27 protein-coding genes and 7 pseudogenes are annotated in these 26526 nt (G+C 61.6%); 22 read left to right on the top strand and 12 right to left on the bottom strand.

All coding sequences use genetic code 11. From position 1 onward, the window contains the following. Positions 1–254: 254 nt before the first annotated feature. The gene (locus IVB22_RS28010; protein ID WP_374207699.1) at positions 255–833 is read left to right on the top strand and encodes an ABC transporter ATP-binding protein; all 579 of its coding nucleotides are present in this window, start codon (positions 255–257) and stop codon (positions 831–833) included. Positions 834–921: 88 nt separating this feature from the next. After that, positions 922–1646 (top strand): annotated as a pseudogene (locus IVB22_RS28005) (gamma-glutamyltransferase); the annotation flags it as partial. Position 1647: 1 nt separating this feature from the next. Here the strand turns inward: IVB22_RS28005 and IVB22_RS28000 are convergent. Genes IVB22_RS28000 through IVB22_RS27990 form a run of 3 tightly spaced genes read right to left on the bottom strand, consistent with a single transcriptional unit; the run spans position 1648 to position 4943 of the window. Next, positions 1648–3000, bottom strand: a complete 1353-nt coding sequence (locus tag IVB22_RS28000) for an aspartate aminotransferase family protein (protein ID WP_247520402.1) — start codon at positions 2998–3000, stop codon at positions 1648–1650. Positions 3001–3018: 18 nt separating this feature from the next. After that, positions 3019–3684 carry an HAD-IA family hydrolase gene (locus IVB22_RS27995; RefSeq protein ID WP_247520401.1) on the bottom strand — a complete coding sequence of 222 codons (666 nt, stop codon included), beginning with the start codon at positions 3682–3684 and terminating at the stop codon, positions 3019–3021. Next, entirely contained in the window at positions 3681–4943 is a 1263-nt protein-coding gene (locus IVB22_RS27990) for a Tm-1-like ATP-binding domain-containing protein (RefSeq protein ID WP_247520400.1), read from the bottom strand. Before IVB22_RS27990 ends, IVB22_RS27995 begins: the two co-directional genes overlap by 4 nt. A gap of 266 nt (positions 4944–5209) precedes the next feature. On the opposite strand from IVB22_RS27990, the pseudogene IVB22_RS27985 reads away from it, so the two are divergent. From IVB22_RS27985 to IVB22_RS42090, 5 genes and pseudogenes are all read left to right on the top strand, one after another. Next, positions 5210–6695: pseudogene (locus IVB22_RS27985) on the top strand (aldehyde dehydrogenase). Next, on the top strand, positions 6695–7984 hold the full coding sequence (locus IVB22_RS27980; RefSeq protein WP_247520399.1) for a transaminase: 1290 nt from the start codon (positions 6695–6697) through the stop codon (positions 7982–7984). The pseudogene IVB22_RS27985 and the gene IVB22_RS27980 overlap by 1 nt, the downstream one beginning before the upstream one ends. A gap of 206 nt (positions 7985–8190) precedes the next feature. Beyond that, positions 8191–8883: an SDR family oxidoreductase gene (locus IVB22_RS27975; protein ID WP_247520398.1), complete on the top strand. Its 693-nt coding sequence runs from the start codon at positions 8191–8193 to the stop codon at positions 8881–8883. Further along, positions 8880–9500, top strand: a complete 621-nt coding sequence (locus IVB22_RS27970; protein WP_247520397.1) for an SDR family NAD(P)-dependent oxidoreductase — start codon at positions 8880–8882, stop codon at positions 9498–9500. Before IVB22_RS27975 ends, IVB22_RS27970 begins: the two co-directional genes overlap by 4 nt. Then, positions 9494–9652 carry an SDR family oxidoreductase gene (locus tag IVB22_RS42090; RefSeq protein ID WP_374207696.1) on the top strand — a complete coding sequence of 53 codons (159 nt, stop codon included), beginning with the start codon at positions 9494–9496 and terminating at the stop codon, positions 9650–9652. Before IVB22_RS27970 ends, IVB22_RS42090 begins: the two co-directional genes overlap by 7 nt. 51 nt (positions 9653–9703) lie before the next feature. Here IVB22_RS42090 and IVB22_RS27965 read toward each other — a convergent pair. From IVB22_RS27965 to IVB22_RS27950, 4 genes and pseudogenes are all read right to left on the bottom strand, one after another. Beyond that, a pseudogene (locus tag IVB22_RS27965) lies at positions 9704–10037 on the bottom strand (amino acid ABC transporter substrate-binding protein); the annotation flags it as partial. Between the two features lie 112 nt (positions 10038–10149). Then, positions 10150–10473: a chaperone NapD gene (locus IVB22_RS27960; protein WP_247520396.1), complete on the bottom strand. Its 324-nt coding sequence runs from the start codon at positions 10471–10473 to the stop codon at positions 10150–10152. Positions 10474–10497: 24 nt separating this feature from the next. Then, positions 10498–10650: pseudogene (locus tag IVB22_RS41435) on the bottom strand (periplasmic nitrate reductase, NapE protein); the annotation flags it as partial. Positions 10651–10925: 275 nt separating this feature from the next. Beyond that, on the bottom strand, positions 10926–11333 hold the full coding sequence (locus IVB22_RS27950; RefSeq protein WP_247520394.1) for a hypothetical protein: 408 nt from the start codon (positions 11331–11333) through the stop codon (positions 10926–10928). 316 nt (positions 11334–11649) lie between these two features. Here IVB22_RS27950 and IVB22_RS27945 point away from each other — a divergent pair, with 316 nt between their 5' ends. Next, entirely contained in the window at positions 11650–12054 is a 405-nt protein-coding gene (locus IVB22_RS27945; RefSeq protein WP_247520393.1) for a hypothetical protein, read from the top strand. 126 nt (positions 12055–12180) lie between these two features. Here IVB22_RS27945 and IVB22_RS27940 read toward each other — a convergent pair whose 3' ends face one another. From IVB22_RS27940 to fixL, 4 genes are all read right to left on the bottom strand, one after another. Then, positions 12181–12876: a helix-turn-helix domain-containing protein gene (locus IVB22_RS27940; RefSeq protein WP_247512622.1), complete on the bottom strand. Its 696-nt coding sequence runs from the start codon at positions 12874–12876 to the stop codon at positions 12181–12183. Positions 12877–13000: 124 nt separating this feature from the next. Further along, complete coding sequence (locus IVB22_RS27935) at positions 13001–13435, bottom strand: response regulator transcription factor (protein ID WP_247520392.1); 435 nt, start codon at positions 13433–13435, stop codon at positions 13001–13003. 43 nt (positions 13436–13478) lie between these two features. Further along, positions 13479–14096: a response regulator FixJ gene (gene fixJ, locus IVB22_RS27930; protein WP_247520391.1), complete on the bottom strand. Its 618-nt coding sequence runs from the start codon at positions 14094–14096 to the stop codon at positions 13479–13481. Then, positions 14086–15621: a sensor protein FixL gene (gene fixL / locus IVB22_RS27925; protein ID WP_247520390.1), complete on the bottom strand. Its 1536-nt coding sequence runs from the start codon at positions 15619–15621 to the stop codon at positions 14086–14088. The genes fixJ and fixL overlap by 11 nt, the downstream gene beginning before the upstream one ends. Positions 15622–15890: 269 nt before the next feature. Between fixL and IVB22_RS42085 the strand changes: the two genes are divergently transcribed. From IVB22_RS42085 to IVB22_RS27900, 6 genes and pseudogenes are all read left to right on the top strand, one after another. Further along, positions 15891–16049 (top strand): hypothetical protein, encoded by a 159-nt coding sequence (locus tag IVB22_RS42085; protein WP_374207695.1) that lies wholly within the window; start codon positions 15891–15893, stop codon positions 16047–16049. 45 nt (positions 16050–16094) lie between these two features. Beyond that, positions 16095–16559 (top strand): hypothetical protein, encoded by a 465-nt coding sequence (locus IVB22_RS42080; RefSeq protein ID WP_374207693.1) that lies wholly within the window; start codon positions 16095–16097, stop codon positions 16557–16559. A 260-nt stretch (positions 16560–16819) separates the two neighbouring features. Further along, positions 16820–17227 (top strand): HPP family protein, encoded by a 408-nt coding sequence (locus tag IVB22_RS27915; RefSeq protein ID WP_374207715.1) that lies wholly within the window; start codon positions 16820–16822, stop codon positions 17225–17227. A 78-nt stretch (positions 17228–17305) separates the two neighbouring features. Next, positions 17306–17767, top strand: a pseudogene (locus IVB22_RS27910) (MlaE family ABC transporter permease); the annotation flags it as partial. A gap of 2 nt (positions 17768–17769) precedes the next feature. Beyond that, positions 17770–18545, top strand: a pseudogene (locus IVB22_RS27905) (ABC transporter ATP-binding protein). Positions 18546–18548: 3 nt separating this feature from the next. Beyond that, positions 18549–19640, top strand: a pseudogene (locus IVB22_RS27900) (MlaD family protein). A gap of 4 nt (positions 19641–19644) precedes the next feature. On the opposite strand, the gene IVB22_RS27895 reads toward IVB22_RS27900, so the two are convergent. Continuing rightward, complete coding sequence (locus IVB22_RS27895; RefSeq protein ID WP_247520388.1) at positions 19645–19962, bottom strand: cytochrome c; 318 nt, start codon at positions 19960–19962, stop codon at positions 19645–19647. Positions 19963–20148: 186 nt separating this feature from the next. Between IVB22_RS27895 and IVB22_RS27890 the strand changes: the two genes are divergently transcribed. The 8 genes from IVB22_RS27890 (at position 20149) to ccoP (ending at position 26467) form a co-directional block, all read left to right on the top strand. Next, positions 20149–20862 carry a Crp/Fnr family transcriptional regulator gene (locus IVB22_RS27890; protein WP_247520387.1) on the top strand — a complete coding sequence of 238 codons (714 nt, stop codon included), beginning with the start codon at positions 20149–20151 and terminating at the stop codon, positions 20860–20862. 92 nt (positions 20863–20954) lie between these two features. Continuing rightward, positions 20955–21095, top strand: coding sequence for a hypothetical protein (locus IVB22_RS27885; RefSeq protein WP_247520386.1), 141 nt, complete (start codon positions 20955–20957; stop codon positions 21093–21095). A 43-nt stretch (positions 21096–21138) separates the two neighbouring features. Continuing rightward, positions 21139–22467, top strand: a complete 1329-nt coding sequence (hemN, locus tag IVB22_RS27880; RefSeq protein ID WP_247520385.1) for an oxygen-independent coproporphyrinogen III oxidase — start codon at positions 21139–21141, stop codon at positions 22465–22467. An 83-nt stretch (positions 22468–22550) separates the two neighbouring features. Next, complete coding sequence (locus IVB22_RS27875) at positions 22551–22880, top strand: hypothetical protein (protein ID WP_247520384.1); 330 nt, start codon at positions 22551–22553, stop codon at positions 22878–22880. 147 nt (positions 22881–23027) lie between these two features. Further along, positions 23028–24650, top strand: coding sequence for a cytochrome-c oxidase, cbb3-type subunit I (ccoN, locus tag IVB22_RS27870; RefSeq protein ID WP_374207714.1), 1623 nt, complete (start codon positions 23028–23030; stop codon positions 24648–24650). Positions 24651–24661: 11 nt separating this feature from the next. Beyond that, entirely contained in the window at positions 24662–25396 is a 735-nt protein-coding gene (ccoO, locus tag IVB22_RS27865; protein WP_247520382.1) for a cytochrome-c oxidase, cbb3-type subunit II, read from the top strand. 27 nt (positions 25397–25423) lie between these two features. Next, positions 25424–25588 (top strand): cbb3-type cytochrome c oxidase subunit 3, encoded by a 165-nt coding sequence (locus IVB22_RS27860; protein WP_247512611.1) that lies wholly within the window; start codon positions 25424–25426, stop codon positions 25586–25588. 6 nt (positions 25589–25594) lie between these two features. Continuing rightward, positions 25595–26467: a cytochrome-c oxidase, cbb3-type subunit III gene (gene ccoP, locus IVB22_RS27855; protein ID WP_247520381.1), complete on the top strand. Its 873-nt coding sequence runs from the start codon at positions 25595–25597 to the stop codon at positions 26465–26467. Positions 26468–26526 lie beyond the last annotated feature (59 nt).

The following is a 26526-nucleotide window of genomic DNA, read 5'->3' as shown; positions in this document are numbered from 1 at the left end:
ATCGATCATCCACCGTTCGGTTGATTGATCCGGCATGGTTGCCGGATCACGGTTCCCCTGATTGGTGTTTCAGGGGCCGGCGTCATTCTAGCGATGTCACCGTATGTGTTGGACAGCATCCATCCGCTTGCGAGAGGACCGCTTATTCGAAGAACGGGAAAGCGTTCCTGTTTGCGCAAAATGCCGGACGCGCAGCGCCACGCGCGGTTTCCAGCAAATCGACGGCGTGGCAGTCCGAGGGCGCACCGCAACTCTTGCTGGACGTACGCGACCTGCGCGTAACCAGCAACGCTGGCTATCCGCTGGTCGATGGCCTTTCCTTTACACTCAACCGCGGCGAAACGTTGGGCATCGTTGGCGAGTCCGGCTGCGGAAAATCGCTGACGTCACTCGCTTTGATGGGCCTTTTGCCAGTCGGCATGTCGGTATCGCGGCACGTCGAGTTCGAGAGCGCCGATCTCCTGAAATTGGCGCCGGCCGCCATGCGCGATCTTCGCGGGGACCGCCTCGCAATGATTTTTCAGGATCCGATGACGAGCCTCAATCCAGCGCTCACCGTCGGCTATCAGATCGCAGAGGGGCTGATACGGCATCGCGGCTGCGACCGGCGCGAGGCGCACGAACACTCGATCGAACTGCTGCGCAAGGTCAAGCTGCCCGCCGCCGAACGGCGGTTCGACGAATACCCGCACCAGCTTTCCGGCGGCATGCGCCAGCGCGTGATGATCGCAATCGCGCTGATCTGCCAGCCGGCGCTCCTGATCGCCGACGAGCCGACGACGGCCCTCGATGTCACGGTGCAGGCCCAGATCCTCCATCTGCTTGGGAGCTGAAGGACGAGCTCGGTTCGGCGATGATCTTCATCTCGCACGACCTCGGTGTCGTCGCCGAGAATGTCGACCGCGTCGTCGTGCTTTACGCCATCTGCTGGCGGAAGCGACCAAGGCGGCCTACCGGGCGCGCGACTCCTTCTTCTGCGATCCCGCCACCAGCAATATCGACAGCGCCTCGTTCCTTTCCGACGACTATATCGGCGCAATCCGCAAAAAGATCGACATGAAACGCGCCTCAACCATCGAGGCGTGGGAGGATATCGAGCACCGCGATACCGTTTATGTCACGGTTGTCGACCGCGACCTCAATGCGATTTCGCTGATCAACTCGCTGTTCTATCCGTTCGGCAGCGGCATCTATGCGCCGAAGTCCGGCGTGCTGCTGCATAACCGCGGCTGGAGCTTTCGCGCCCGGCCGGGGCATCCCAATTCGCTCGGGCCGCGCAAGCGGCCGATGCACACCATCATTCCCGGCATGATGATGCAGAACGGACGCGCGGTGATGCCGTTCGGGGTGATGGGCGGGCACTATCAGGCCACGGGCCACGCCAACCTGATCTCGAACATCCTCGACCTCGGCCTGGACATCCAGCCGCCGCGGAGGCGCCGCGATCGTTCTCGTTTGACGGCGTGCTCTCGCTGGAAACAACGATATCGGCCTCAGCCAAGGACGATCTCGCCGCGCGCGGGCACAATGTCCGCTGGTCAGAGGAGCCGATCGGCGGCTGCCAGGCGATCCGCATCGACCACGAACGCGGCGGTCTCCTCGGCGCGTCCGATCACCGCAAGGACGGGCTGGCGCTGGGTTTTTGAACTACTTGACCGCCTCTAGCCCGGCGTCGATGCCCTCGGCGATTTTTGCAACGTCCGCCGACGTCAGGATCAGCGGCGGCGACAGGATGAGGTTATTGCCCGAGACGCGAAGCATCACGCCGGCCTCGTAGGCGCCGTCCGCCACCGCCGCCATCGTCTTCTTGTCGGCCGCCTTCTTGCTGTCGCGATCGGAGACGAGTTCGATGCCGGCCATCAGCCCCTTGTAACGGACATCGCCGACGACGGCGTGCCGCGCCTTGAGCTGTTCCAGCGCCTGTCCCAGCTCCTTGCCGCGCGCAACGGCATGCTCGTCGAGCTTGAGCCGCTTGGTTTCAGCGAGCGCCGCGATCCCCGCGGCGCAGCCAACGGGGTGCCCCGAATAGGTGTAGCCGTGGCCGATCGAACCGAAAGTGGTTTGATCGGATTCAAAAGTCTCGGCGATCTTGTCATTGATCAGGGTGGCGCCGAGCGGGAAATAACCCGAAGTGATCGCCTTGGCGATCGTCATCATGTCCGGCTCCACGCCGAAAAGCCGCGCGCCCGACCAGGCGCCGGTGCGGCCAAAGCCGGTCACCACCTCGTCCGAGATCATCAGGATGCCGTGGCGGTCACAGATTTCGCGCACAAGCTTCATGAAGTTGTCAGGAGGCACGATCACCCCTCCGGCGCCGAGCACGGGCTCCATGATGAAGGCGGCGATCGTATCCGCGCCCTGGAACGCGATCTCGTCCTCCATGGCGGCCGCACATAGCTGCGCCAGCCTGGCCGGATCGGTCTCATAAAACGGATTGCGATAGGTCCAGGGCGCCGGGATGTGGAACACGCCGGGCAGCAGCGGCTCGCAATTGCGTCGGAAGTTGGCATTGCCGTTGACCGAGGCGCCGCCGAAATGCGTGCCGTGATAGCCCTTCTTCAGTGCAAGGAATTTAGTGCGGTCCGATTGTCCCTTGATCTTCCAGTACTGCCGCGCAAGCCGCAGCGCCGACTCGACGGAATCGGAGCCGCCCGATGTGAAGAAGGCGCGCACCATCGCTTCCGGCTTGAACCATTCGGTCAGCTCGTAGGCGAGTTCGATCGAAGGGCCGTTCGAGGTGCCGCGAAACCCGGAATAATAGGGGAGCGCATCGAGCTGGTCGGCGATCGCCTTCTTGATCGGGTCGCAGCTATAGCCGAGGTTGACGTTCCACAACCCGCCAACGGCGTCGAGCAGGGTGCGCCCGCTCACGTCGGTGACGTGGACGCCTTCGCCCTTCATGATGATCCTTGGCGGATGGGCGCGCATTTCCGCCGGATGCGCCATCGGATGCCATATCGATTTGGCGTTGTTCTCGATCAGGAAATTGGTGTCGCGCATGATCTGCCTGCCATTTCTTCAAGTGAGTTCGAGGCCGAAGGGTCGGAGCGCGGCGACGTAGCCGGAGCGGGGATCGCGGACGTCGAACAGGACAGTGTGCATTCCGCACGCTTCGGCCCCATCGATGTTGCGCCGCTGGTCGTCCACGAACACGCAAGCCCCGGCGTCGAGGGACAACGCGTCGAGCACCATCTGATAGGCGCGCGGATCGGGTTTCAATAGCTTTTGTGTAGGTGGCATCAATGATTGCCGCAAGCGCTGCAACAACGGCAATCTTCCACGAAATTCCGTGCCGTAGAACAAGTCGAGCTCATTCGATAGGATCGCTAGTTTGAAGCCGGTGTCCGCAACCAGTTCGATCGCCCGCTTGGCTTCGGGCCTGATCACGGCTTCCGGGTCGGCGCCACGCGCCCGTTTGACGAAGGTCGCCATGTCGTTCCAGTCTTCGCCGACCAGACGTCCCACCTCGCGGCTGCGCGTGACCAAATAGTCACGTTCCGAAATTTCGCCGCGTTGCATCGATGCCCAAAGCGGGTCGGTTTCGATCGCGAAGGGTCCGCGCCAGCGCAAGGTGCTCGGGGAAAGGCCAAGGGCGGCTTCGGTCAGTCCGTGGGTTTCGAACAGCGTCTTCGAGATGACGCCGCCGAAATCGAGCACGAGGGCTTTGGCGCGCGGAAAACTCACGCCGCGACCGATGCCCGGCCGGCCGGCACGATGCCGGCCTTGACCCAACGATCGAATATGCCGAGCACGGTGGCGTTGAATGCCGCGCTATTGATGTGGTCATTGATCTCGTGAAGCTCGACCGGCGGCTTGATGGCCGAACGCATCTCGCCGACGAAGGCGGCCAGTCCTTCCGGATCGTGCAGTGCTTCGCCTTCGCGGTCCCATTGCTGGATACCGCCGGTCGGCAGGACAAACGCCACCGGCGCCTGAGCTGAAGCAAGCTTGTCTGCAATTGCGCGCGCGATCCTGCGCCGATCGTCCGGGCGCGATGTCGCCGAGGCCAGCAGCCGGTTGTGTGCATGGTAGGGGCGTTCGAGCAGTTCCTTCGGCGTTGGCAGCCAGGCCGGAAAATCCACCATATCGATGGCGCCCGGCGCCACGATCTGCGCTATTCCGGCCTTGCCGGCGTTCTCCAGCCGATCGGCGCCGGAATTCACGACCGAGCCGGTCAATTGGTTGGCGACCTCCTGCAGGCTGAGATCGAGAATGGCAGCAAAGCCCTCCTTCGCGGCGATCGATTCCATCGCGCGGCCGCCCATGCCGGTGGTGTGAAACACCACGACCTCGCAGCCGCGCTGTTCCAGCGCAGGCTTGAGTTCGACCATGTAGCTGAGGCAGCTTTTTCCAAGCGACGTCATGGCGACGACGGGCCGGTCCGACCGCGGTTTCATCGCGCTTCTCGCAGCGCCCACGACTGCCCCGCAGCCTTGCGACAGCACGGATTTGCAGGTGCTGTTGAGCCCATAGAGACCGCCGGCCCACAGGATCATCATCAGGTCGGCCGCGATGCGCTCCGGCGGCACCAGATGCGAGTAGGCAATGGTCGAGATCACGAATTTCGGTACGCCGATCGGCAGCGCCTGCGCGACATCGAGCGCGATATCCGTCCCCATGGTGCCGCCGATCGCGAGCATGCCGTCGAAGTCGCCGCTATCGTATAAACGCCGTGCCAACCGCTTCGCCCCGAGCGCCATCAGCGACATCGCCGAATTCTCGTCGCCGCTTTCGGCGATCTTGTCGATCGTGGTCTCGGCTGCCTGCGCCACTGCGTGCTTGTCGTGATGCGGCGAGTAGGGGGGATCGCCGAGCACGCTGACATCCATCATGATGGCTTCGCCGCCGGCTGCCGCGATGCAGTCTCCGATGAAGCGCAGTTCATCCGCCTTGGTGTCGCCTGTCCCAATGACCAGGATTCGGGGATGCGCGAGTTTGGTCATGGTCGATGGATGCTCCAAAATTTTCCTCGGTTGCGCGCCGGCCGGGAGCCGCGCATCCGAACGGCCGCTCAGGCTGCGGCACAGCAAAAGTGGTAGGTCGAAAACTGGTGGCTTTCAAGTTTGCCGGCCTTGGGGCGGTTGTTGCAGCATCCACCTATCGGTTGATTGCGACGGAACGGGCCGCGAGCGCCTATTCCCGTTGCAAAAAGGTCTCTTGGCGAGAGGACGTGGGGGTGCGCAAGCCGTCTTCACGAGGCAAGTGAAGCATGCAGCAGGAGCAGATCGATCGGCTGAGAGACGTTGCGATAACGCCAAGGGAGCTCTTCATCGCGGGCACGCACGTTCGCAGCCTGCGAGGCGGACGGCTCGACGTCGTTTCTCCGATCGTCGGGCGGACGTTCACCAGCATCGCCGACGGTGGCCCCGACGATATCGACCGGGCGGTGCGCGGCGCCCGGCAGGTTTTACGAGCAGGGCGCGTGGTCGAAGGCGGCACCCTCTCACCGCAAGAAGATCCTGCTGCGGCTGGCGGAATTGACTGAAGGCCATGCGCTCGAACTCGCCGTGCTGGGGGTCCGCGACAACGGCACCGAGATCAACATGGCCTACAAGGCCGAACCGATATCAGCGGCCGGAACGATGCGCTTCTACGCCGAGGCGGTCGACAAGGTCTATGGCGAGATCGCGCCGACCGGGCGGGATGTTCTTGGCCTGATCCATCGCGAACCGCTCGGCGTGATCGGCGTTATCGTACCCTGGAATTTCCCGTTGATGATCGGCGCCTGGAAGATCGCGCCGGCGCTTGCGACCGGCAACTCGGTCGTGGTCAAACCGCCCGAGCTCGCTTCGCTGACGCTGCTTCGGCTGGCCGAGCTTGCCAGCGAAGCCGGTCTTCCGGATGGCGTGCTGAATGTTGTCACCGGCCGGGGGACAACGGCCGGCGAGGCGCTTGCGCTTCACGGCGACGTCGATGCCATTGCCTTCACCGGGTCGGGCGCGGTCGGCAGGCGGTTGCTCGAATACTCCGCGCGGTCGAACCTCAAGCGCGTCTATCTCGAGCTCGGCGGCAAGTCGCCCAACATAGTCTTTGCCGATGTGCCCGATCTCAAGCAGGCGGCCAAGGTGTCCGCCAACGGCATCTTCCGTAATTCGGGACAGGTCTGCGTCGCCGGATCGCGGCTGATCGTGCAATCCTCGATCCACGACCGCTTCATGGACGAGTTGTTGAGCGTGACCACTTCGCTCCGGGTTGGCGATCCCCTGCGCTTGCGTCCTGACATCGGCGCGGTGGCGAGCGAAGCCCAGTTGCAACGCAGCCTCGGTGCAGTGGAGCTTGCCGAGCGTGAGGGTGCGAAGCGGCTGACCGGCGATGAGCGGATTCTTCGCGACACCGGCGGGACCTTCGTGTCGCCGGCGATCTTTGCCGACGTCTCGCCTGAAATGACGTGGTCGCGCGAGGAGGTGTTTGGACCGGTGCTTGCGGTCACGCGGTTTGACAGCGAGGACGAGGCCGTGCGGCTTGCGAATTCCACCAGCTATGGGCTGGCGTCGGCGGTGTGGACCGGCAGCCTGTCGACTGCGCACCGCATGGTGCGCGCCATCAACGCGGGCGTCGTGCACGTCAACACCTATGGCGGTGCCGACATCACCGTGCCGCTCGGCGGCTTCAAGCAATCGGGATTCGGACGGGACAAGTCGTTGCACGCGCTCGACGAATATTGCGACCTCAAGACCGCCTGGATTGCGCTGTGATGAACGCCGCAAAGCTGGACATGCTGATCGCGCGCGAACAGGAACGTTTCCTGAAGCTGCATCCGCGCTCGGCCAGGGCGTGGGAGGAGGGCAAGCAGCATTTTCTTTATGGCGGCCCCTCGCACTGGATGCGGCGCTGGGCCGGCGGGTTTCCCTGCTATGTTGAGGAAGCCAATGGCGCGCATATCCGCGATATCGACGGGCATGACTATGTGGACTTTTGCCTCGGCGACACCGGCGGCATGTGCGGTCATGCCCCCGAGGCCGTCACCCGGGCCGCACTGCGCCAGCTAAGCCGCGGCGCGACAATGATGTTGCCGACCGAAGACAGCCTCTGGGTCGGCGCCGAACTCTCCCGCCGCTTCGGCCCGCGGTACTGGACGCTGACGACGTCGGCGACCGACGCCAACCGCGGCGCGATCCGCATCGCGCGAATGATCACGGGGCGGCCGAAAGTCCTGGTGTTCTCCGGCTGCTATCACGGCGGCATCGAGGAGGCCCATATCGAGATCCGCGACGGCCGCGTCGGCATGCGCAACTCGATCCATCCGAACGGCGTCGACCACGCCGCTGTCAGCCGGATCGTCGAATTCAACGATGTCGAGGGCCTGGAGAGGGCGCTGTCGCACGGTGACGTCGTATTGGCCGATCCCCTGATGACGAACTTCGGGATGATCCCGGTCGCGCCCGGCTTCCACGAAGCGCTGCGCGATATCACACGCCGTACCGGCACCGTCCTGATCATCGACGAGACCCATACATTGTCCTGTGGGCCCGGCGGTTTTACGCAGCTTCACGGCCTGGAGCCCGACATTCTCGCCGCCGGCAAGGCGATTGCCGGCGGCATTCCCGCGGGCATTTTCGGCCTCAACGCCGAGATCGCCGAACGAATGTGGAAACTCATACCCCTTGCCAACCCGCGACAACGCCAGTCCGCCCATCTCGGCATCGGCGGCACGCTGGCCGGCAATGCGCTTACGGTCGCAACCATGCGCGCGGTGCTCGAGAGCGTACTGACGGCGGAAAACTACCAGCGCATGATTGCCAACGCGACGCGGCTTGCCGGGCAGTCCGCAGCCTCATCGCCAACCAGCGTCTGCTCTGGCATGTCACCCAGATCGGCGCCCGCGCCGAGATCATGTTCGTGCCGGAGCTCGAAACGGTGCCGACGTGATTGCTCATCGAAACAGCGATCTCGAAACGCTGCTTCACGCCTTCTACATGAACGAAGGCATTCTGGTGACGCCGTTCCACACCATGTTGTTGATGTGTCCGGCGACGACGCCTGACGATATCGAGAAGCATACAAGGGTGTTTGAACGCTTCATCGTCCTCTTGCGCGAGGCCGGTCTGGCCTGAAGGCGGAGTTGCAATGGCTCGATGCTCATGACGTCAGCCCCTTTCGACCTGTCGGGAAGAGTAGCGCTGGTGACCGGTGGCGGGACGCGGCATTGGCGCCGCTATCGTCACCTGCTTCGCCGAGGCCGGAGCGACGATGGTGATCGCGAACCGCACGAGGGATGTTGCTGCGGAACTGGTCAGGCAACTCGAGGCGTGCAACCTCCGTGTGCATGACGTTCCCTTCGACGGGCTGGATCGGGCAGGCCTGCATGCACTGGTGGGTCAGGCCGCAAGCCGGCACGGCCGCCTCGACATCGTGGTCCACAACGCGGGAGGATGCCTGTGGTCGTCGCTCGAAGAGCTTGACGAGGAAAAGCTCGATGCGACCCTGGCACTCAATCTCAATGCATGCTTCTGGCTGGCGCAGGCCGCCATTCCGCACATGCGGGCGAACCGGTTCGGGAGAATCCTGGTGACGTCGTCGGTTTCGGCCCGGGTCGCGATGGGAGGCGGCACCCATTACTCGGCCGCGAAGGCCGGCGTGAACGCGTTCATTCGCGGCGCGGCATTTGAGCACGCCCGAGATGGCATCACCGTGAACGGCGTCGAAGCCGGCTTCATCGCAAAGCCCGGCCGCGGTACCCTGAGCACGCCGGAGAACATGGCGCGGATCGGACGGTTTATTCCGGTCGGATCGATGGGCGAGGCCGACGACATCGCCTACGCCATGGTCTATCTCGCGTCGGAACAGGCGAAATATGTGACAGGCCAGACGATCCTCGTCGATGGCGGCTCGACGCTGCCGGAAACCGGATTTGCCGTCGAGCAGCAATGGGGGATCGAATGAGCAGTCGTCTTGCAGGGCGCATCGCCCTGATCACGGGTGCTGCGACCGGAATCGGACGCGCATCGGCCGAATTGTTTGCACGCGAAGGTGCCCGCATTGTTCTGTTTGGCCTGGGCGGTCCGGCGCTGGATGATGCCGCCAGTGCGGCCGGTGGAACTGCCGTACATGGCGATGTGACGAACGAAGCGGATATTGCCGCGGCCATCGGAACGTGCGGCGAAAGACTTGATATCGTGCTCAACGCCGCCGGCTTGATCATTCCGGATGAACCGGAAACCGTGATGGACGAGACCTGGACGACAATGTTCGACGTCAAGCTGACGGGAACGATGAGAGTCTGCCGCGCTACCCTTCCGCTGCTCAGGCAGCGGGGCGGAGCGATCGTGAACATCGCCTCCGTTGCGGCGTTCAATTCGAGCCCGGACAGCGTGAGCTATGCGACGAGCAAGGCGGCGGTCGTGTCCTACACGCGCTCGCTCGCCTTTGCCCACGGTGGCGACGGAATTCGCGCCAATGCCGTTGCTCCGGGATGGGTGCGGACGCCGATGAGCGAGCATGAAATGCGGCTTCTCGCGAAAAAAAAGGCAGTACACCAGAAGACGAATTCAGGGTGTTAAGGGAGCGAATCGCATTGCGCAGGATTGCCGAGCCATCGGAGATCGCATCCTGCTGTCTGTTTCTAGCATCCAACGAAGCCTCTTTCATCACCGGAGCGGTGCTGATCGCTGACGGCGGTGGCCGGGCGCCGACGCAGAGCTGGGCCGTGTGAAGCCACGGGCAAAGCCGAAGGGACGCAAGCACCGGTCGCGGCCGCCTATCATCAGCGCTCGTAGCTTGCGGGATCCGGGCTGTCCGACGGATTTGCAAATGCCTTGCCGCAGAACCGCCGACATGAGCGTATTGAAGTTGAGCCCGTTCGGCGGGACCGGCGATTCGAGCCACTTTTTGTAGAGCGCCTCGATCTCCGGGCTGCGGTAAAGCTCCGCAGTCGTACGATCTGCCACTGCCTTGAAGGCTGCGTCGTCCTTACGCAGCATGGTCCTATAGGGTTCGGCCTTTGAAAAAGTTTTGTCGCTGATGATATAGGCAGACGGGTCCTTCGACCTGGCGATCGCGACGGCAAGCTGCACGTCATCGAGGACGTAGGCCACGGCGGCGCCGGCGATCGACGGCATTCCGCCGGCGAGTGCCGCCATTGTGGCCGCCTCGAGCTTGAGAACCTGACGGCGATCGAGCGTGGGTTCGGTCATGGCAATTCTCCCGAAGTCAGGTGGTCGCGTCGATGGCGTGGAAAACAAGCGAAGCGGAATAGACGTCGGGCAACAGCGCGAGCTGGTTGAGCGTGGTGCCGAGCGCGCCGGCATCCGGCGAATCGACCACGACGACGAGCTTGCCCTTGGGATCGCGGCCGTAGATTTCGCATCCCTCCAGGGTCAGGATTGCAGCTTCCACGTCTGCGAGGCGCTCCGGGCGGGCCTGCACCAGAATGCTGGCGATCTCGCCGCCGGGCGGCGCCACCACGCGATCCGGATTGAGCAGACGGCCCGTAACAAGGGCCCGACGATCGATCCGCGCTATGAGGTCTGGCACGTTTTTCTCCCTGAAGAGCTGCAACTACCGCGTGGGAGGGCCGGGGGGCCCGGCCATCATCTGGTAGATCCAAACGGCGAGGGCGTAGCTGCCGACGGTCGCGACCGCAAAGGCCGGCAAAAGCACGGCAGTCAGAAATAGAGACGCGAATTTTTCCATGCGCCTGCGGCGCGGCCTTCCGCCTCCTGTCGTCGCTTGCGGCCGACATGCTGAATCTCGTTTGCGATTTGATGGCTGGATCATTGGCGGCATCGGTGCCGCTGCCCGCGTCAACGCTAGAAGAAGTATCGCTCGCTGCTTTGATCTAGACCAATCCGGCCCGAGTTCGCCGTTTCCGCAGTGCGAAATCGGGGGCGTTTTGCCGCGCCTCGGAATCGAGGCCGTCGCAGCGAATTTCCTCGGTATCTAGCCAAATTCGGCCCGTTGCTCACGGGCCGAAGCTGACGAATGCATCACGCCTTCTGACCCAGTTCGTCGATTGCCGCCGTGTTGGGGCAGTACTCGTCATACCGTTGGGCGAGGGTGCCGGCGTCGAGGTCGTGGTTGCACAGGGCCTTCCGCTCGCATGCAGAGCAGACGCGGACCATGTCACGTTGCAGGACAGGCTGGGTCCGCGACAGGGTCGCTTCGTCGATGCCCAGGACTTTCAGGAGCCTCGGCAACTCATCGCTCGCATGTGGTCCCTGCCGGACAACGGCATCGAGCTCGGCAGGACTCACACAAAGGTCCCGCGCAATACGTGCGAAATCCCCGCTATTCATATCGCGAAGTTCACGCATCTCGCGCTGATGCTGGAGCCAGTCGCCGAACAGATTAATGACGTTTTCGACGATCGGGTATGTCTTGATCTCGGTTGTCATGGCGCGCTCCCTAACGTGCTGAAACCGGCCGAGCATGAACGTATGGCCGCGCTGAGTCGTTGCGGTAGATCAAATGGCATGAAGGTGTGTACGCTTGCCTCCTCTCAATTCCTTATTGACGCCATACGCGCCAGTGCGTCGGATGAATCAGCACGGGCTGGTCGGCCCAGACGTTGAACCACATGGCCTCGCGCTTGCGGCAGGGAAATGCCCAGGGGCGCAAGCGGCCATCATGAATTCGAGCAACACGTCGGATCCATCGTCCGCTCCCTGCACACACACCTGGAGCCGCGCCTCCTGACGAGCGCGCCATGACATGGACCGTTTCCTAGAACTTGCCGCCTTCTATTCCGCGGCATTTCAATCGCCCGTCATTGCCCTTGTCCTGACATCGCTCATCATCGAAATGACGCGGGGGCCGAACATGGCCTATCTCGCCGTGCTCGGTGCGAGCCGGGGCTGCCTCGCCGGATTCTCCGCCGTCCTTGGCGTCGCGCTGGGACTGGCGCTGCTCGGCATCGCGGTCGGGCTTGGTGCGGGATCGCTGATCCTCAACAATCCTGTTCGCTTACGAAACCCTGCGCTGGGCCGGCACGATTTACCTTTTCACCTCGATGCAGTTGGCGTTCAGGCGTTCATTGTCAACCAGCCGTTCAGCCAGCACGCATCGCCTGCGACGGACCATTCGATTGGACATCGACTTGGCGCTGCAGGCACTTGAAGCTGTGGCCGTCCGAATTCAGGATATCCTTATAGAACGAGACGCGATAATTGTTCATTCTCGACTCCTAGCCGTGTGCGTTGCGCATTGTCGCGTACAGATGGAGACATAGGCAGGCGGCCTGCCTCAGGCGTCCATGTCTGCCAGACGTTGGCGGTTGCGCAGCACGATTTGACGGGCACTCGAAAACACCAGGACGCCCTGATCGTTGAGCTGCGACAGCGCGCGCGACACGGTTTCCAGCGTCAGGCCGAGATAATCGCCGATATCGCGGCGGCACATCGGCAGCGCCATCATACCGGTCTTGGCGAGCCGGCGGTCCATTTCCAGGAGGAACGTCGCAACCTTCTCCATCGCGGTCTTGCGGCCGAGCAACAGCATATGATCTTCCGCGTGCCTGAGATCGCTTGCGGTCATGGTCCAGAGATTGTGGGCGACCCTGACGTTGGATCCCGCGGCGGCTTCCAGGCTGCGGCGCTTCACCAGGCGGACGGTGGTATCGGAGATGGCTTCCGCCGTCAGGCGATGGGAGGTGCCGGGATCGAGGCCGAAGACGTCGCCGGCCAGATGGAATGCGCCGATCTGGCGCCGTCCGTCGTTCAGCAGCTTGTAAGTACGAACCGCACCCCGGATTACCTGATAGACGTACTCGGCAAGTTCGCCTTCGCCGTAGATTTCCTCGTCCTTGCGGTAGGAGAATTCGGTCGCGACCACACCCGAGCAACTGGCGATGACGCTGAACTGGTCGGCCGACGGAGGTACCGGGCTGCGCGGGGCGTTGAGAACGTGGGCTGCCGGCGCGGTGATCGTCTGGGTATGCATGTCGCCATCTCCTCGATGCGGGATGGCTTGGTTTATCGAGGAGATCTGTTCGGCGATATTTCGGACGATATCCTAAGGGGGTCTACTTACGGGGTTTTACGGGTGCCGCGTCTCGCCTGATTATTCAGGACTGGCCCGTCGCGGAGCCCGGATTGATGGCGTTTCGAATACATTCCACCAAATTGTCTTCGAGATTGGGCTTGAGGAGGACCTGAAGCACCCCGGCAGAGCTGGCCTTCGCCGAAATGCTCCCGTGTGGATAACCCGTAATCATGACGATCGGCGTGCTGATGTCGAGGCCGCGCAGTCGCTGGGCAAGTTCCAAACCGTCGATCCCTGCCATCTTGTAATCCACGACGAGGCAATCCGCGCCCTGCGGGATCGAAGATTCCAGCAACGCGGACCCGCTGCGGAAGGTGCGGACCTCGAAGCCCTCGGTCTCCAGCAAAAACCGCAGCGACTTCAGGACGTCGTGGTCATCGTCGACGACGTAAATCAGCGATTTTTTGGGGGACGGGCCAGTCTCGGAACGGCCGAATGTGTGATGGGTATGCTGCATCAGTGCAGGATAGCCAGTCCGCCCACGCCCATATTGACTTGGCTCAATCGTCGACGATCCCGGCCCGGATCGCAAACCTGACCAATTCCGAAAGGTTAGCCGCCTGCATCTTGGTCATGACGTTGGCCCGATAGACCTCCACCGTGCGAGGGCTGATATCGTATTCCCTGGCAATCACCTTGTTCGATTGGCCGCTCACCAGGCCCTGCATCACCTGCCGCTCCCGCTGGGTGAGGGACGCGACTCGTGCGGCCATGTCGGCCGTCAGCGCTTCGCTCTTCGCGCCGCCTTCATTCTGCGAGAGCGCGGTCTCGATCATCCCGATCAGCCGGTCATCCTCGAACGGCTTTTCGAGAAAGTCGAGCGCGCCAAGCTTCATGGCTTCGACGGCGAGCGGCACGTCGCCATGGCCGGTCATGACGATGATCGGAAGCTTTCGGACGCTGGAGGCTCCATTGAGTTGACGCAGCAATTCCATGCCGTCCATGCCCGGCATCCTTATATCCGTGACCACGCACCCGGCCTCCAGCTTCGGATGCTCGCTCAGAAAAACCTGCGCGGAATCGAACAGGCGCACGCTGTAGCCGGCCGAGCCGAGCAGGAAATCCAGCGAGTCGCGCATCGCCGCATCGTCATCGATGACATAAACCTTACCGCCCATCAGTCACATCCTTGGCAGCACCGGCGGGCAGCGTGAAACGAAATGTTGCACCGCCGGCTTGATTTGTTTCGGCCCACATCCGGCCGCCATGGGTCTCTATGATTGTCCGGCTGATCGAAAGGCCGACGCCCATGCCTGTCTCCTTGGTCGTGAAAAACGGCTGAAACAGGTTCACATGGGTGTCGCTGCCGAATCCATGTCCGGTGTCCGATATGGCAATTTCAATCATATCGTCCGCTACCTTGGCGTTGGAAGCGATCAGCTCGCGGTGGATCGAATTGGCCATCGCTTCCAGCGCATTGCGGAAGAGGTTGACCAGGACCTGCTGGATCTGGACCCTGTCGGCAAGCACCAGGTCGCAGGCCGGGTCGAGGTTGAAGCGCAGCAATACCCCCTGTTCGCGAGCACCGGTAAGCCCGAGCGCGCCGGCTTCCTCGGTCAGCTTCGAAAGGCTCTCGACGCGCTTCTCCGATGCCTCGCGCCCGACGAAGGTGCGCAGTCGCCGGATGATGTCACCGGCCCGGATGGCCTGTTCCGCGGCACGGTCGAGCGCGGCCTCGATCTTCGGCGCGTTGACGTCGGTGCTGTCCGCGAGCAGGCGGCGTAATCCCTTCATGTAGTTGCTGATAGCTGAAAGCGGCTGATTGAGTTCGTGGGCCAGCGCGGACGCCATCTCTCCCATCGCGCTCAAGCGCGACACGTGAACCAGTTCGGCTTGCAGTTCCTGCAGCCTTGCCTGGGTCTGCTGCTGCTCGGTGAGGTCGCGCACAAAGCCTGTGAAGTAAGGTTTCCCGGCCGATTGCATCTCGCCGATGGTGAGATGCATGGGAAATGTGGTGCCGTCCTTGCGCATCCCGGTCACGATGCGGCCGATGCCGATGATGCGGCGTTCACCTGTCTTCAAATAGCGGGCGAGATAGCCGTCATGGCGGCTGCGATCCGGCTCCGGCATCAGCTGGCTGATATTTTTCCCGATCGCTTCAGGTTCGGTGTAGCCAAATTGCCGTTCGGCGGCGCTCGAGAAAAACTGCATGATGCCGTGCTCGTCAATCACGATCATGGCATCGGGGACCGTGTCCAGGATCGAACGGAAGTGCCGCTCGCGTATCCTTAACTCATCCTCGAAACGCTTCTCACGATCGATGTCGATCATCACACCGCTGAGCCGGGCAGGGGCACCATCCGGGCCGGCTAAGATGGCGCCGAGCGCGCGCACCCAATGACCCGCATCCGCATGCCGGTGCACCCTGTATTGAATATCGAAATTGCACCCGGTTTCGATCGATTGCTGCATCGCCTTCGCGGTGCGATCGCGATCCTGCAAATCAAGCAGGGAGAGGAAATTGTCGTAATCGATCGGCATGTCAGGTGCGACGCCGAAAAGCTTCCTTGTGGTGTTGGACCAGGTCAATTCCCGGGTCGAAAACTCAAAATCCCAGGTGCCGACGCCGGATCCCTCGGCCCCGCTGCGCACGTTCTGGTCGAGCGGATCCTGACTGCGAAAGGGTCGGTCGACGTCTATCATGCCTTGCCTCGAACCATTCCATGCACGCCGGAAATCGTGTCCGATTATTGGGAACGCGGCGAATTATCACTAGCGTTTATCTTATTGAGAGAAAAGGCAATATCCACGAGCTGTATTGCTCCCCGGGTATCGCAAAGCCGGGTTTGCTCGTAACGGCGAAAGCTCTCCGTCTTGATCTAGGTCAGGTTCGATCTGGAATCGTTTTCTAAGGTGCAGCTCTGTGGGCAGCACGCCCATTCGGCATTTCGACCCAAAGGGTGGAGCAGGATATGAACTACAAAACCATCATGGTCAGTCTGGCGCTGGACCGTCCCAATGATGCCTGTCTCGCGGTGGTAGGGGATCTGGCCGAGCGATTCGGGGCGCGAATGATCGGCATTGCGGCCTCGGACGTCAAGGCGCCATTGTATTTTGCAGATGGCGGCTAGGCGCAGAAATTCCTCGATGAGGAGGCCACGGCCGTTCGAAGGCGGTTGTCGGAGCTTGAGGCGCAATTCCGTACTGCGGTCGGGAAGCGCGCCAAGTCGGTGGAGTGGCGTTCCGTCCAGGCGATGCCAGTCCCTTACGTCGTGCACCAGGCCAGGGCCGCGGACATCCTCGTGGTAGGTGCGCGCAGCGAGGCCATTGTCGACCCCTGCGCTGCTGCGGATCCCAGCGCACTTTTGATCAAGGCCGGCCGTCCGATCATCGTCGTGCCTCCTGCGGTGGAATGGTTCGATTTCAGAAGCGTGCTGGTGGCCTGGAAGGATGTGAGGGAGGCGCACCGGGCAATACTCGATGCGCTGCCGATTCTTGCCACTGCAAAAGACATTACGGTTGCAGAAATCAGGGCGCCCATCGCGCCGATGCGTTGTTACATGTTGCGGACGTGGCGGCGTGGCTGCTTGGCCACGGTATCGTTGCGAGCACCGTGGTTCCGGAGTCAGCAGCCGGGGTGACGGAACAGCTTGATAGGATTGCGGCTGACGTCGGCGCTAGCGTTGTCATTGCCGGTGCGTATGGCCACTCACGGTTCAGCGAGTGGATTCTCGGGGGCGTGACGCGACATCTCACCAACCCATCGAACCGCTGCTCCCTGCTGTCACACTGAACTTGATTTCAATCAATACCGCCGGCTGACGGTCTGATTGAATCGCACAGAATTTCGATTGAGGATCGCATCTTGGATAGTTTCATCGATCAGGTTGTTGCAGACCATATGACGGGCAAAGTCACGACGGTCGTGCGCGGCCTTACACTGCGCGAACTCGGCGATCTCTTTGAACGAGAAGACTTCAATACCTACCCGGTTGAGGAAAACGGGCAGGTCGTAGGGCTTGTCTCGAAGTTCGACCATCTAGCCTGCTTTGTCTTTACTCCGGCCCGCATGATGCCGCGTTACGACGATCTGATGAAGCGGACGGTCAACGATATCATGACCTCGGATTTCATCTATGTCGGGACGGATACCGGGCTGACCAGGGTGCTTCAGCTCATGGTCGATCATCGCATCCGCAGCATGCCGGTGATCGACGGTGATCAGCGGCTTGCGGGCATCATCTCTCGCGAAGACGTGATGCGGGCGTTGCAGCGAAGTGTCGGCGGCAAGGTGCAACGCGCTCTCTAAGTGTGCTTCCTGCCAAGGACCATCCATGCAAGCGACTATCCGGATGGAACCAAAGGTCACCTAGCTAACTCATAAAGTGCTGGCCGTTCCGGCAGCGCCTACACCGCCGAGCTCGGCTCGATGAAAATGCGCGAGGAGTTCGACGCGTTGTCGACCATGGGGCTGGATCCGATCGAGCTCCTGATGCTGCCCCGGATCATCGCGCTTGCCTGCGCGCTGCCGATCCTTAGTTTCATCGGCTCGATGGCCGCACTTTATGGCGGCGGCCTGATCGCGTGGTTCTGTGGCGGCATGGGGCCGGCGATCTTCATTGCGCGATTGCACGAGGCCGTATCCGTCACGCATTTCGAGGTGGGCATCATCAAGGCGCCGTTCATGGCGCTGGTGATCGGTATCGTCGCCTGTAGCGAGGGTTTGCGGGTGAAGGGGAGTGCCGAGTCGCTCGGTAAGCAGACCAACACCTCGGTGGTTCAGTCGATCTTCCTGGTGATCGTGCTCGATGGGTTGTTTGCGGTGTTCTTTGCATCGATCGGAATGTAGCGATGCAGGAAGCGGACGGACAGTTTGCGATACGCGTGCATGACCTTGTGGTCGGCTTCCGTCGCCATGTCGTGATCGATCATCTTGATCTCGATGTGCGCCGGGGGAGATCCTCGGCCTGGTCGGCGCTTCCGGCGGCGGCAAGTCGGTGCTGATGCGCACCATCATCGGCCTCATTCCGCGGCAGGAAGGCGAGATCGAGGTGATGGGGGCGACAATTGGTGGCAACCATGACCGCACCTCGCGAAGCGCCGCCGGGCGATGGGGCATCCTATTTCAGCAAGGCGCGCTGTTTTCCTCGCTTACCGTGCGGCAAAACATCCAGTTTCCGTTGCGCGAAAATCTCATGCTGTCGGATGAACTGATGGACGAGATCGCCACCGCCAAGCTCGAAATGGTCGGGCTCAGCCGGAGGACGGCGACAAGTTTCCGTCCGAATTATCCGGAGGCATGACCAAGCGGGTGGCGCTGGCGCGTGCGCTCGCACTCGATCCCGCGATCGTGTTTCTCGACGAGCCGACTTCGGGCCTCGATCCGATTGCGGCGGGCGATTTCGATGCCCTGATTAAGACATTGCAGAAAACACTAGGGCTGACGGTGTTCATGGTCACCCATGATCTTGCCAGTCTGAATACCGTTTGCGACCGCGTCGCGGCACTCGCCGACGGCAAGATCGTCGCCATCGAGCCGATGCGCGAACTGCTCCAATCCGCATCCGTGGGTGCGGGCCTATTTCCAGGGCAAGCGTTCCCAGATGCTGCAATCCAAAGCGAGCTAGACCATGGAAACCCGCGCTCCCTTCGTCGTTGTCGGCGCCTTCGTGCTGGCGGCGATCGCCGCCGTATTTGGCTTCATCTACTCGCTGCACAATGCCGGTGGTCTCGGTCCGCGCGCGACCTACCACGTCCAGTTCGAAGGCTCGGTGCCCGGGCTGTTGGTTGGCGCTGCGGTGCTGTTCAACGGCATCCGCGTCGGCGAAGTCTCCGAGCTCGGTCTCGCGCCGGGTAAACCGCGCGGCGTCAATGCGACCATTTCGGTGGCTTCGACGGTAGCGGTACGCGCCGACACCAAGGTCGGTCTGGAATTCCAGGGCCTGACTGGCGTTCCCGTTATCACGCTGGAAGGCGGTATGCTGGTTGCCAATACCGGCAAGGTGCCGACGCTTATTGCCGACCCCGGTGCCGGGCAGGGCATGTCGCAGGCTGCCCGTGACGCGCTGCGCAAGGTGGATTCGGTGCTGACGGAGAATTCCGGCGCGCTGAAGGACACCATCGCCAATTTCAAGTGTTTTCGGAAGGCCTTGCCCGCAACGCCGGCAAGCTCGACGGCATCGTCGCCGGCCTCGAACGTATGACCGGCGTGACCGCGCCGCCGGTAAAGATCACCTATGATTTGCGCGCCCTGCAAAATCAGGGACCGGCGGGCAAGACGGTGAACGTGCAATGGGCGATCCCGGAGCCCACGGCGGTCGCAGACCCAGCGATTTCTTTTCTCGCCGGCACAGGACCATCCAGGGTTTGCCGAAGCGATGTGGGCCGATTCGCGTCCAAAACTGTTGCAGGCAAGGCTGATCGAGAGCTTTGAGAACTACGACCTCGCGCATGCGCCGCTGTGCATGGCGGACATAGGCCAAACCGAATTCCAGCTTGTGATCGACGTCCGCCGGTTCCGTACTGTGGTCGATGCGAAGCCTTCAGCCGAACCGCTTTGTCGGCGAGGATCATACAAGAGCGGTAAGGTCGTCGCGGCACGCCTGTTCGAGGAAAGTGAGAAGTTCGACCAGGTAGAGCCGCCAGAAGCCGCCGCTGCGTTCAGCGATGCATTCGGCCGGATTGCGAAGAACGTGATCGCCTGGACGGTGGTGGCTTCGTAGAAAGCTATTCCAGCGTCTTCAGATACGACAACAGGTCGTGAATCTGGTCGGGATCGAGCTGGAACTCCGGCATGGTCGGATGCCCGGTCTGGATGCCCTCGGCGAGCGACTCAGCCAAATTCTCTATCGGATAGCGCTTGTGCAATATCCGGAACGGAGGCGCTATCTTTAGCGGGCTTTGGCCCACGCGGTCGACGGCGTGACATCGTGCACAATTATTGAGTGCAAATGTCTTGCCGCGCTGTTCGTCAGGTGAAGCGGCGAGGGCCGGCGTCAACGCGATGAACGCAAAAGCGATAGGCCTCAAAATTTGTTCGATCATTGCAGCGTCCACTCTGGCGGGTTTCCAGACATCGACGGCACAGTGCAGGTTTATTCGAGAACCCAATTGATCTCGATCAACTGGCCTGCCGTGGATCCTTTAAAATGGAACGCGTCTCAGCGGTCGTTGAGTAGCCGGCCTATGACCGCGGGATGCAATTGCCGGTCGGTCGAATGGACAGAGAACATGATCCGAACTATCTCGCCATTACGCGCCAATTTCGGTCGTTGCACGGCCTGCGCTGTACGGTCGCTCAGCATCTGCGGCGCGCTTGACGAGACAGATCTTGTCGAATTCGAGCGAATAGCCCGCCAGGTTCATTTGGCGCCCAGCGAAGCGCTGTTCTCTGCGGGCCAGGTTGCCAGCTCGGTTCACAATCTGACCGCGGGTGTTGCGCGTCTGTACAAGCTGCTGCCAGATGGGCGGCGGCAGGTAATCGGATTTGCACTGCCGGGAGATTTTCTCGGCACCATGCCATCTATTCGCTACAGCTATTCGGCGGACGCGATTAAGCGTGTTTCGGCGTGTCGCTTCCCCGTGGATGCCTTTAAACATTTTATCGAGCAGCGGCCACACTTTCTGCTCCGGATCAACGAATTCGCGTCACGCGAACTGATGCTGGCGCAGCAACAGATGCTACTGTTGGGGCGGCGCACGGCGGAGGAGAAGGTCGCAGCCTTCCTGGTCGGCTGGCGGGCGCGGCTGGCCCATATCGGCGACGAGCGGCAAACTGTTTCCTTGCCTATGAGTCGGCAGGATATCGCGGACTATCTCGGGCTGACGATCGAGACGGTGAGCCGGACGTTGACCCGATTCGAGCGCGAAAAGATGCTTGTTATCGTCAGCGGAGGCGTGCGCCTGCTCGATTGCCCACGTGCCGAGGCGATGGCCGCGGCGTGAAACCATCTTAAGCGGTAACCCATCTATTTGATTCAGCGCAAAGACGATTTGCGTGAAGCAGGCATTGTTCCTCCATCACAAGGAGATCACCTATGCCCGCTGATTCCATGCTCGTTGCCGCAGGCGTTGTCCTGATGTTCGTCGTATTTGCTGCCGTTCTGGCGTGGGGCGATTTTCAGACCCGCCCCAAGCAATTGGCCCAACAGACTGACGCCAGGCGCCGGCCTTTCTGACCCGAGGCATCCGGTCAAGTAGTCTGGCGAAGAGAGCCCTGCCGTGAACGATATTGTACGCCGTTATGCCCGATTGCAGGTGCCGCGATATACGCCCTACCCGACGGCGGCCGAATTCACGCCGGCGGTGGCGTCCGCGGACCAGCAACGCTGGTTGCGCGATCTGGATATGGCCGAGGCCGTCTCGGTCTATCTGCATGTGCCGTATTGCCGCGAACTCTGCCTCTATTGCGGTTGCAATACCAAGAAGGCGCTGCGCGAGGACGTCGGCGGCGCCTATCGCGCGGCGCTGGAGCACGAGATTGTGCTGGTCAGCGACAATCTGACAGCGTCGGTTCACATTGCGCGACTGCACTGGGGTGGGGGAACTCCCAGCATTCTGGGGGCCGAGGGTCTCGCATCCGTGATGGCAGTCCTGCGCCGGCATTTCGTTCTTGAACCCTGTCTCGAGCACGCCATCGAGCTCGATCCCCGCTGTGTGACGTCGTTGCTGGCGGGCAGCCTGAATGAGCTTGGTATCAACCGCGTCAGTCTGGGCGTGCAGGACGTCAATCCAATGGTGCAGGCGGCGATCGGCCGGTGGCAGCCGATGCAGGATGTCACCGCGGCCGTTTTGCGGCTGTGGGCTGCCGGCATCGGCAATCTGAATTTGATCTACGGATTGCCGCTGCAGACCGTCGCCTCGCTCCGCAAGACCTGCGAGATCGTCGCGATGCTCTCGCCGGATCGCATCGCCTGCTACGGCTACGCCCACATGCCGCGTCTCAAGGCCAATCAGCGGCTTATCGATGAGAAGATGCTTCCCGGTGCGGAGGAGCGTATCGACCAGGCCGAGGCCATCGCCGAGGAATTCCAGCGCCACGGCTTTCTGAAGATCGGCATCGATCATTTTGCAAAACCGGGTGATGCGCTGGCGCGGGCCGCGGCGTCGGGACGGCTGCATCGCAATTTCCAGGGCTATACCGACGACAGCAGGGAAACCCTGATCGGCTTCGGCGCGTCTTCGATTTCGCGGTTCAGGGACGGATATGTCCAGAATATCTCCGACGTTCCAAGCTATGTTCGTGTCATTGCGGATGGCCGCCTGGCGGCGGCGCGCGGTTGTCGGGTCGATGCCGCCGAAAAGCAGCGCGCCAATACAATCGAAAGCCTGATGTGCGCGTTTCGGGCCGACCTCGACGTCACCGCGCCGGCAATGGAATTTACGGAAGAAATTGCCTCGCTGCGGCCTTTGGTAGACGACGGCTTGGTACGCATTGAAGGCCGCGTCGTGACGGCGACCGATACCGGCCGTCAGGTGGTACGGGTCATCGCGGCAGTATTCGATCCGCACACGCGCACGGATGCGGCGCGTTTCAGCAAGGCGGCGTGACCCGCGCAGCCGGCTTGACTTCGATCAAGGCAATCCCCGTCCGAACTAGCATTGCTGCGGGATCATCATCCTGGAGACCTCCCATGACGAATGCTTTCGGCCAAACAGGCAAGTTGCGCGGATTCAGTGTTCTGACCGCATGGGCCAAGTCCGTCGCCGCCAGTTTTTCCCGCGCGAACGAGCTGCGCGGCATGGACCGCGCCGAGTTCGAGCAGATTGCGCGAGATCTGAATCTGTCGCCCCCGGAGCTTTACGGGCTTTTGACGGGGTGTCGGGTCTCCGCTGACGCGCTGGATGAATGCCTGGCAGCGGAACTCGAGGCATCTCCGCAGCTTGCGAAGCGACTGCGTAAGATCGAACGGAAGCATCGTGCAGCCCTACGGATGTCCGTCCCGATCGCTCCGTGTTGCTGACGTTTTGACAGCTTTTTCCCCAGCGCTCTCGCAAATTCGCCGGAGTTTGACCTTGATCAATTCGATGACGCCCCAGGTGTGATCATTCGGGACTGACCTTTGCAGAAGAGAAGCCCGCGCATGAACCAGTCTCAATCCGCAAAATCGATGACGCACGGCGAAGCCGGCCTCGCAATAGTTTTTGCCGCGTCGGCGTTTCTATGCCTGTTCGCCACCGCCAAGGCGCTGGATACGGCGTTCGCCTTTCACGCGTCTCTGGCGTGCGCGGCTAGTTTGTGGGCGGTCTTTGCGATCGTGAACCGGTATTATGACCGGCCCGCGGCGCTCCCCCTCCGGGAAATCAATGGCCGGCCCAATTACAATATGGGTCCCGTCAAATTTTCGGCTGTGATGGCGATGTTCTGGGGCATCGCTGGATTTGCGGTCGGGTTGCTGATCGCGTCGCAGCTTGCCTGGCCTGCGCTCAATTTCGACTTGCCATGGACCAGCTTTGGCCGCCTGCGTCCGCTTCACACATCGGCAGTGATCTTTGCGTTTGGCGGCAATGTGTTAATCGCAACGTCGTTCTATGTCGTGCAGAAGACCTGCCGCGTGCGCCTCGCCGGCGATCTCGCGCCGTGGTTCGTCGTGATCGGCTACAACTTCTTCATCCTGATCGCGGGCACCGGCTATTTGCTCGGCGTCACCCAATCCAAGGAATATGCCGAACCGGAATGGTACGCCGATCTGTGGCTGACGATCGTCTGGGTGGCCTATCTGCTGGTGTTCCTGATGACCATTATCAAGCGCAAGGAACCGCATATCTTTGTCGCGAACTGGTTCTATCTCGCCTTCATCGTCACCATCGCCGTGCTGCATCTCGGCAACAATCCCGCGCTGCCAGTATCCGTCTGGGGCTCGAAATCCTACATTGCCTGGGGCGGCGTGCAGGATGCCATGTTCCAGTGGTGGTACGGCCATAACGCGGTGGGCTTCTTCCTGACCGCCGGCTTCCTTGCCATCATGTACTATTTCATTCCGAAGCGCGCCGAGCGGCCGGTCTATTCCTATCGGCTGTCGATCATCCACTTCTGGGCGATCATCTTCCTCTACATCTGGGCCGGGCCGCATCATCTTCACTATACGGCGTTGCCGGACTGGGCGCAGACGCTCGGCATGACGTTCTCCATCATGCTGTGGATGCCGTCCTGGGGCGGCATGATCAACGGCCTCATGACCCTGTCAGGGGCCTGGGACAAATTGCGCACCGACCCCGTGCTCCGAATGCTCGTGGTGTCGGTCGCATTCTACGGCATGGCCACATTCGAAGGCCCGCTGATGTCGATCAAGGTGGTGAATTCGCTCAGCCATTACACCGATTGGACGGTCGGTCACGTTCATTCCGGCGCGCTCGGCTGGGTCGGCTTCGTCTCGTTCGGCGCACTGTACTGCCTGATCCCCTGGTTGTGGGATCGTAAGGGCCTTTACAGCCTCAAGCTCGTCAACTGGCACTTCTGGATCGCGACCATCGGCATCGTGCTCTACATCTCCGCGATGTGGGTTTCAGGGATCCTGCAGGGCCTGATGTGGCGCGCCTACACTTCGCTCGGCTTCCTCGAATATTCCTTCATCGAGTCCGTCGAGGCGATGCATCCCTTCTATGCGATCCGCGCAGCGGGCGGCGCGCTATTCCTGATCGGTGCGTTGATCATGGCCTATAATCTCTGGATGACGGTGCGTGTCGGCGAAGCGGAAGCGCAATCGCCTGTCGCTCTTCAGCCGGCGGAATGAGGAGCGACTAGTTGTCTTTCTGGAGCAGACACCAGATATTCGAGAAGAACTCGATCGTCCTGATCGGCGGAATTCTCACGGTCATTGCCATCGGCGGTCTCGTCGAGATCACGCCGATGTTTTATCTCAAGTCGACCATCGAAGCCGTCGACGGCGTCAGGCCGTATACGCCGCTCGAGCTCGCCGGTCGCAACGTCTATGTCCGCGAGGGCTGCTATCTCTGCCACTCGCAGATGGTCCGGCCATTGCGGGATGAAGTCGAGCGCTACGGCCATTACTCGCTCGCGGCCGAGAGCATGTATGACCACCCGTTTCAGTGGGGATCGAAGCGCACCGGTCCGGATCTGGCGCGCGTCGGCGCCAAATATTCCGATGAATGGCATGTCACGCACCTAACCAATCCACGCGCGATCGTGCCGCAATCTATAATGCCGGGATATGCGTTCCTGTCGGAAACGGAAGTCGATGTCTCTGGCATGGCCAGCCATCTTCGCACCAGCCGCGCGGTCGGTGTGCCCTATTCGGACGACCAGATTGCCAACTCCGTGGCCGATCTCAAGGCGCAGGCTGACCCGGATAATGCCGGTCTCGACGCTTTCGCCAAACGCTATCCCAAAGCGGTTGCCAGAAACTTCGACGGCAAGCCGGGCATGCCCACCGAGATGGACGCGCTAGTCGCGTACTTGCAGATGCTCGGCACGCTGGTCGATTTCAAGCTCTACAACAAAAAAGTCAATCTTCGCTGAGCACATCTCCGTCGAGCAAGCAGAACGATGAAAGCCATCCTGACAGTCCAGAATTTTACATCCGATTTCGTCACCACGTTCTGGACGCCCATCTTCGTGGGAATCTTCCTGGCGATCGTAGCTTACGCGTACTGGCCGCGGAGCAAGGCCGCGTTCGACGAAGCCGCGCAGATGCCGCTGCGGGAGGAGTGACGGATCATGGCTGAGCACAGCGATTTCGACCAAGTCTCCGGCAAGACGACCACCGGCCACGAGTGGGACGGCATCAAGGAATTGAACACGCCGCTGCCGCGCTGGTGGGTGATCACGTTTTACCTGACCATCGTGTGGGCGATCGGCTACTGGATCGTGTATCCGGCGTGGCCGCTGCTGTGGAGCCATACCACCGGCGTGCTGAATTACTCGTCGCGCGCGGACGTTGCCGTTGAGCTCGCAAACCTCGAAAAAATTCGCGGCGACAAGATGGTCGCACTCGGCGCGGCGCCGCTGGCGGAAATCGAGAAGGATCCGGCATTGCTGGCGCTGGCCCGCGCCCGCGGCAAGACAGTATTCGGCGACAACTGCGCGCCGTGCCACGGCAGCGGCGGCGCCGGTGCCAAGGGATATCCCAACCTGAACGATGACGAATGGCTTTGGGGTGGTTCGCTCGATCAGATCATGCAGACGATCCAGTTCGGTGTCCGTTCCGGGCATCCAAAGGCCCACGAAAACGCCATGCTGGCCTTTGGCAAGGATGGCGTTTTGAAGAAGGATCAGATCGTCACCGTTGCCAACTACGTCCGGTCGCTCTCGGGTCTATCGACCAGCCCGGGCTACAACAAATCGGCCGGTGCGAAAATCTTTGCGGATAATTGCGCGGCGTGCCATGGCGACAATGCCAAGGGCAATCAGGAACTCGGAGCGCCCGACCTGACCGACAAGATCTGGCTCTACGGCTCGGACGAGGCGACGCTGATCGAAACGATCAGCAATGGTCGCGCCGGCGTCATGCCGACCTGGGTCGGTCGTCTCGATCCTCCCACGATCAAGGCGCTGGCCGTCTATGTCCACTCGCTCGGCGGGGGCAAATAACGGGCGGGCACCGGAACTTGCGCATTGTTTGAGGTGGATCAATCGCGGTTGCGGGGGCG

Origin of the sequence: Bradyrhizobium sp. 190, assembly GCF_023073415.1 — a bacterium.
GTDB lineage: Bacteria > Pseudomonadota > Alphaproteobacteria > Rhizobiales > Xanthobacteraceae > Bradyrhizobium.
Note: the sequence above shows the minus strand (reverse complement) of the source record. Positions and strands in the feature narration are given on the sequence as shown.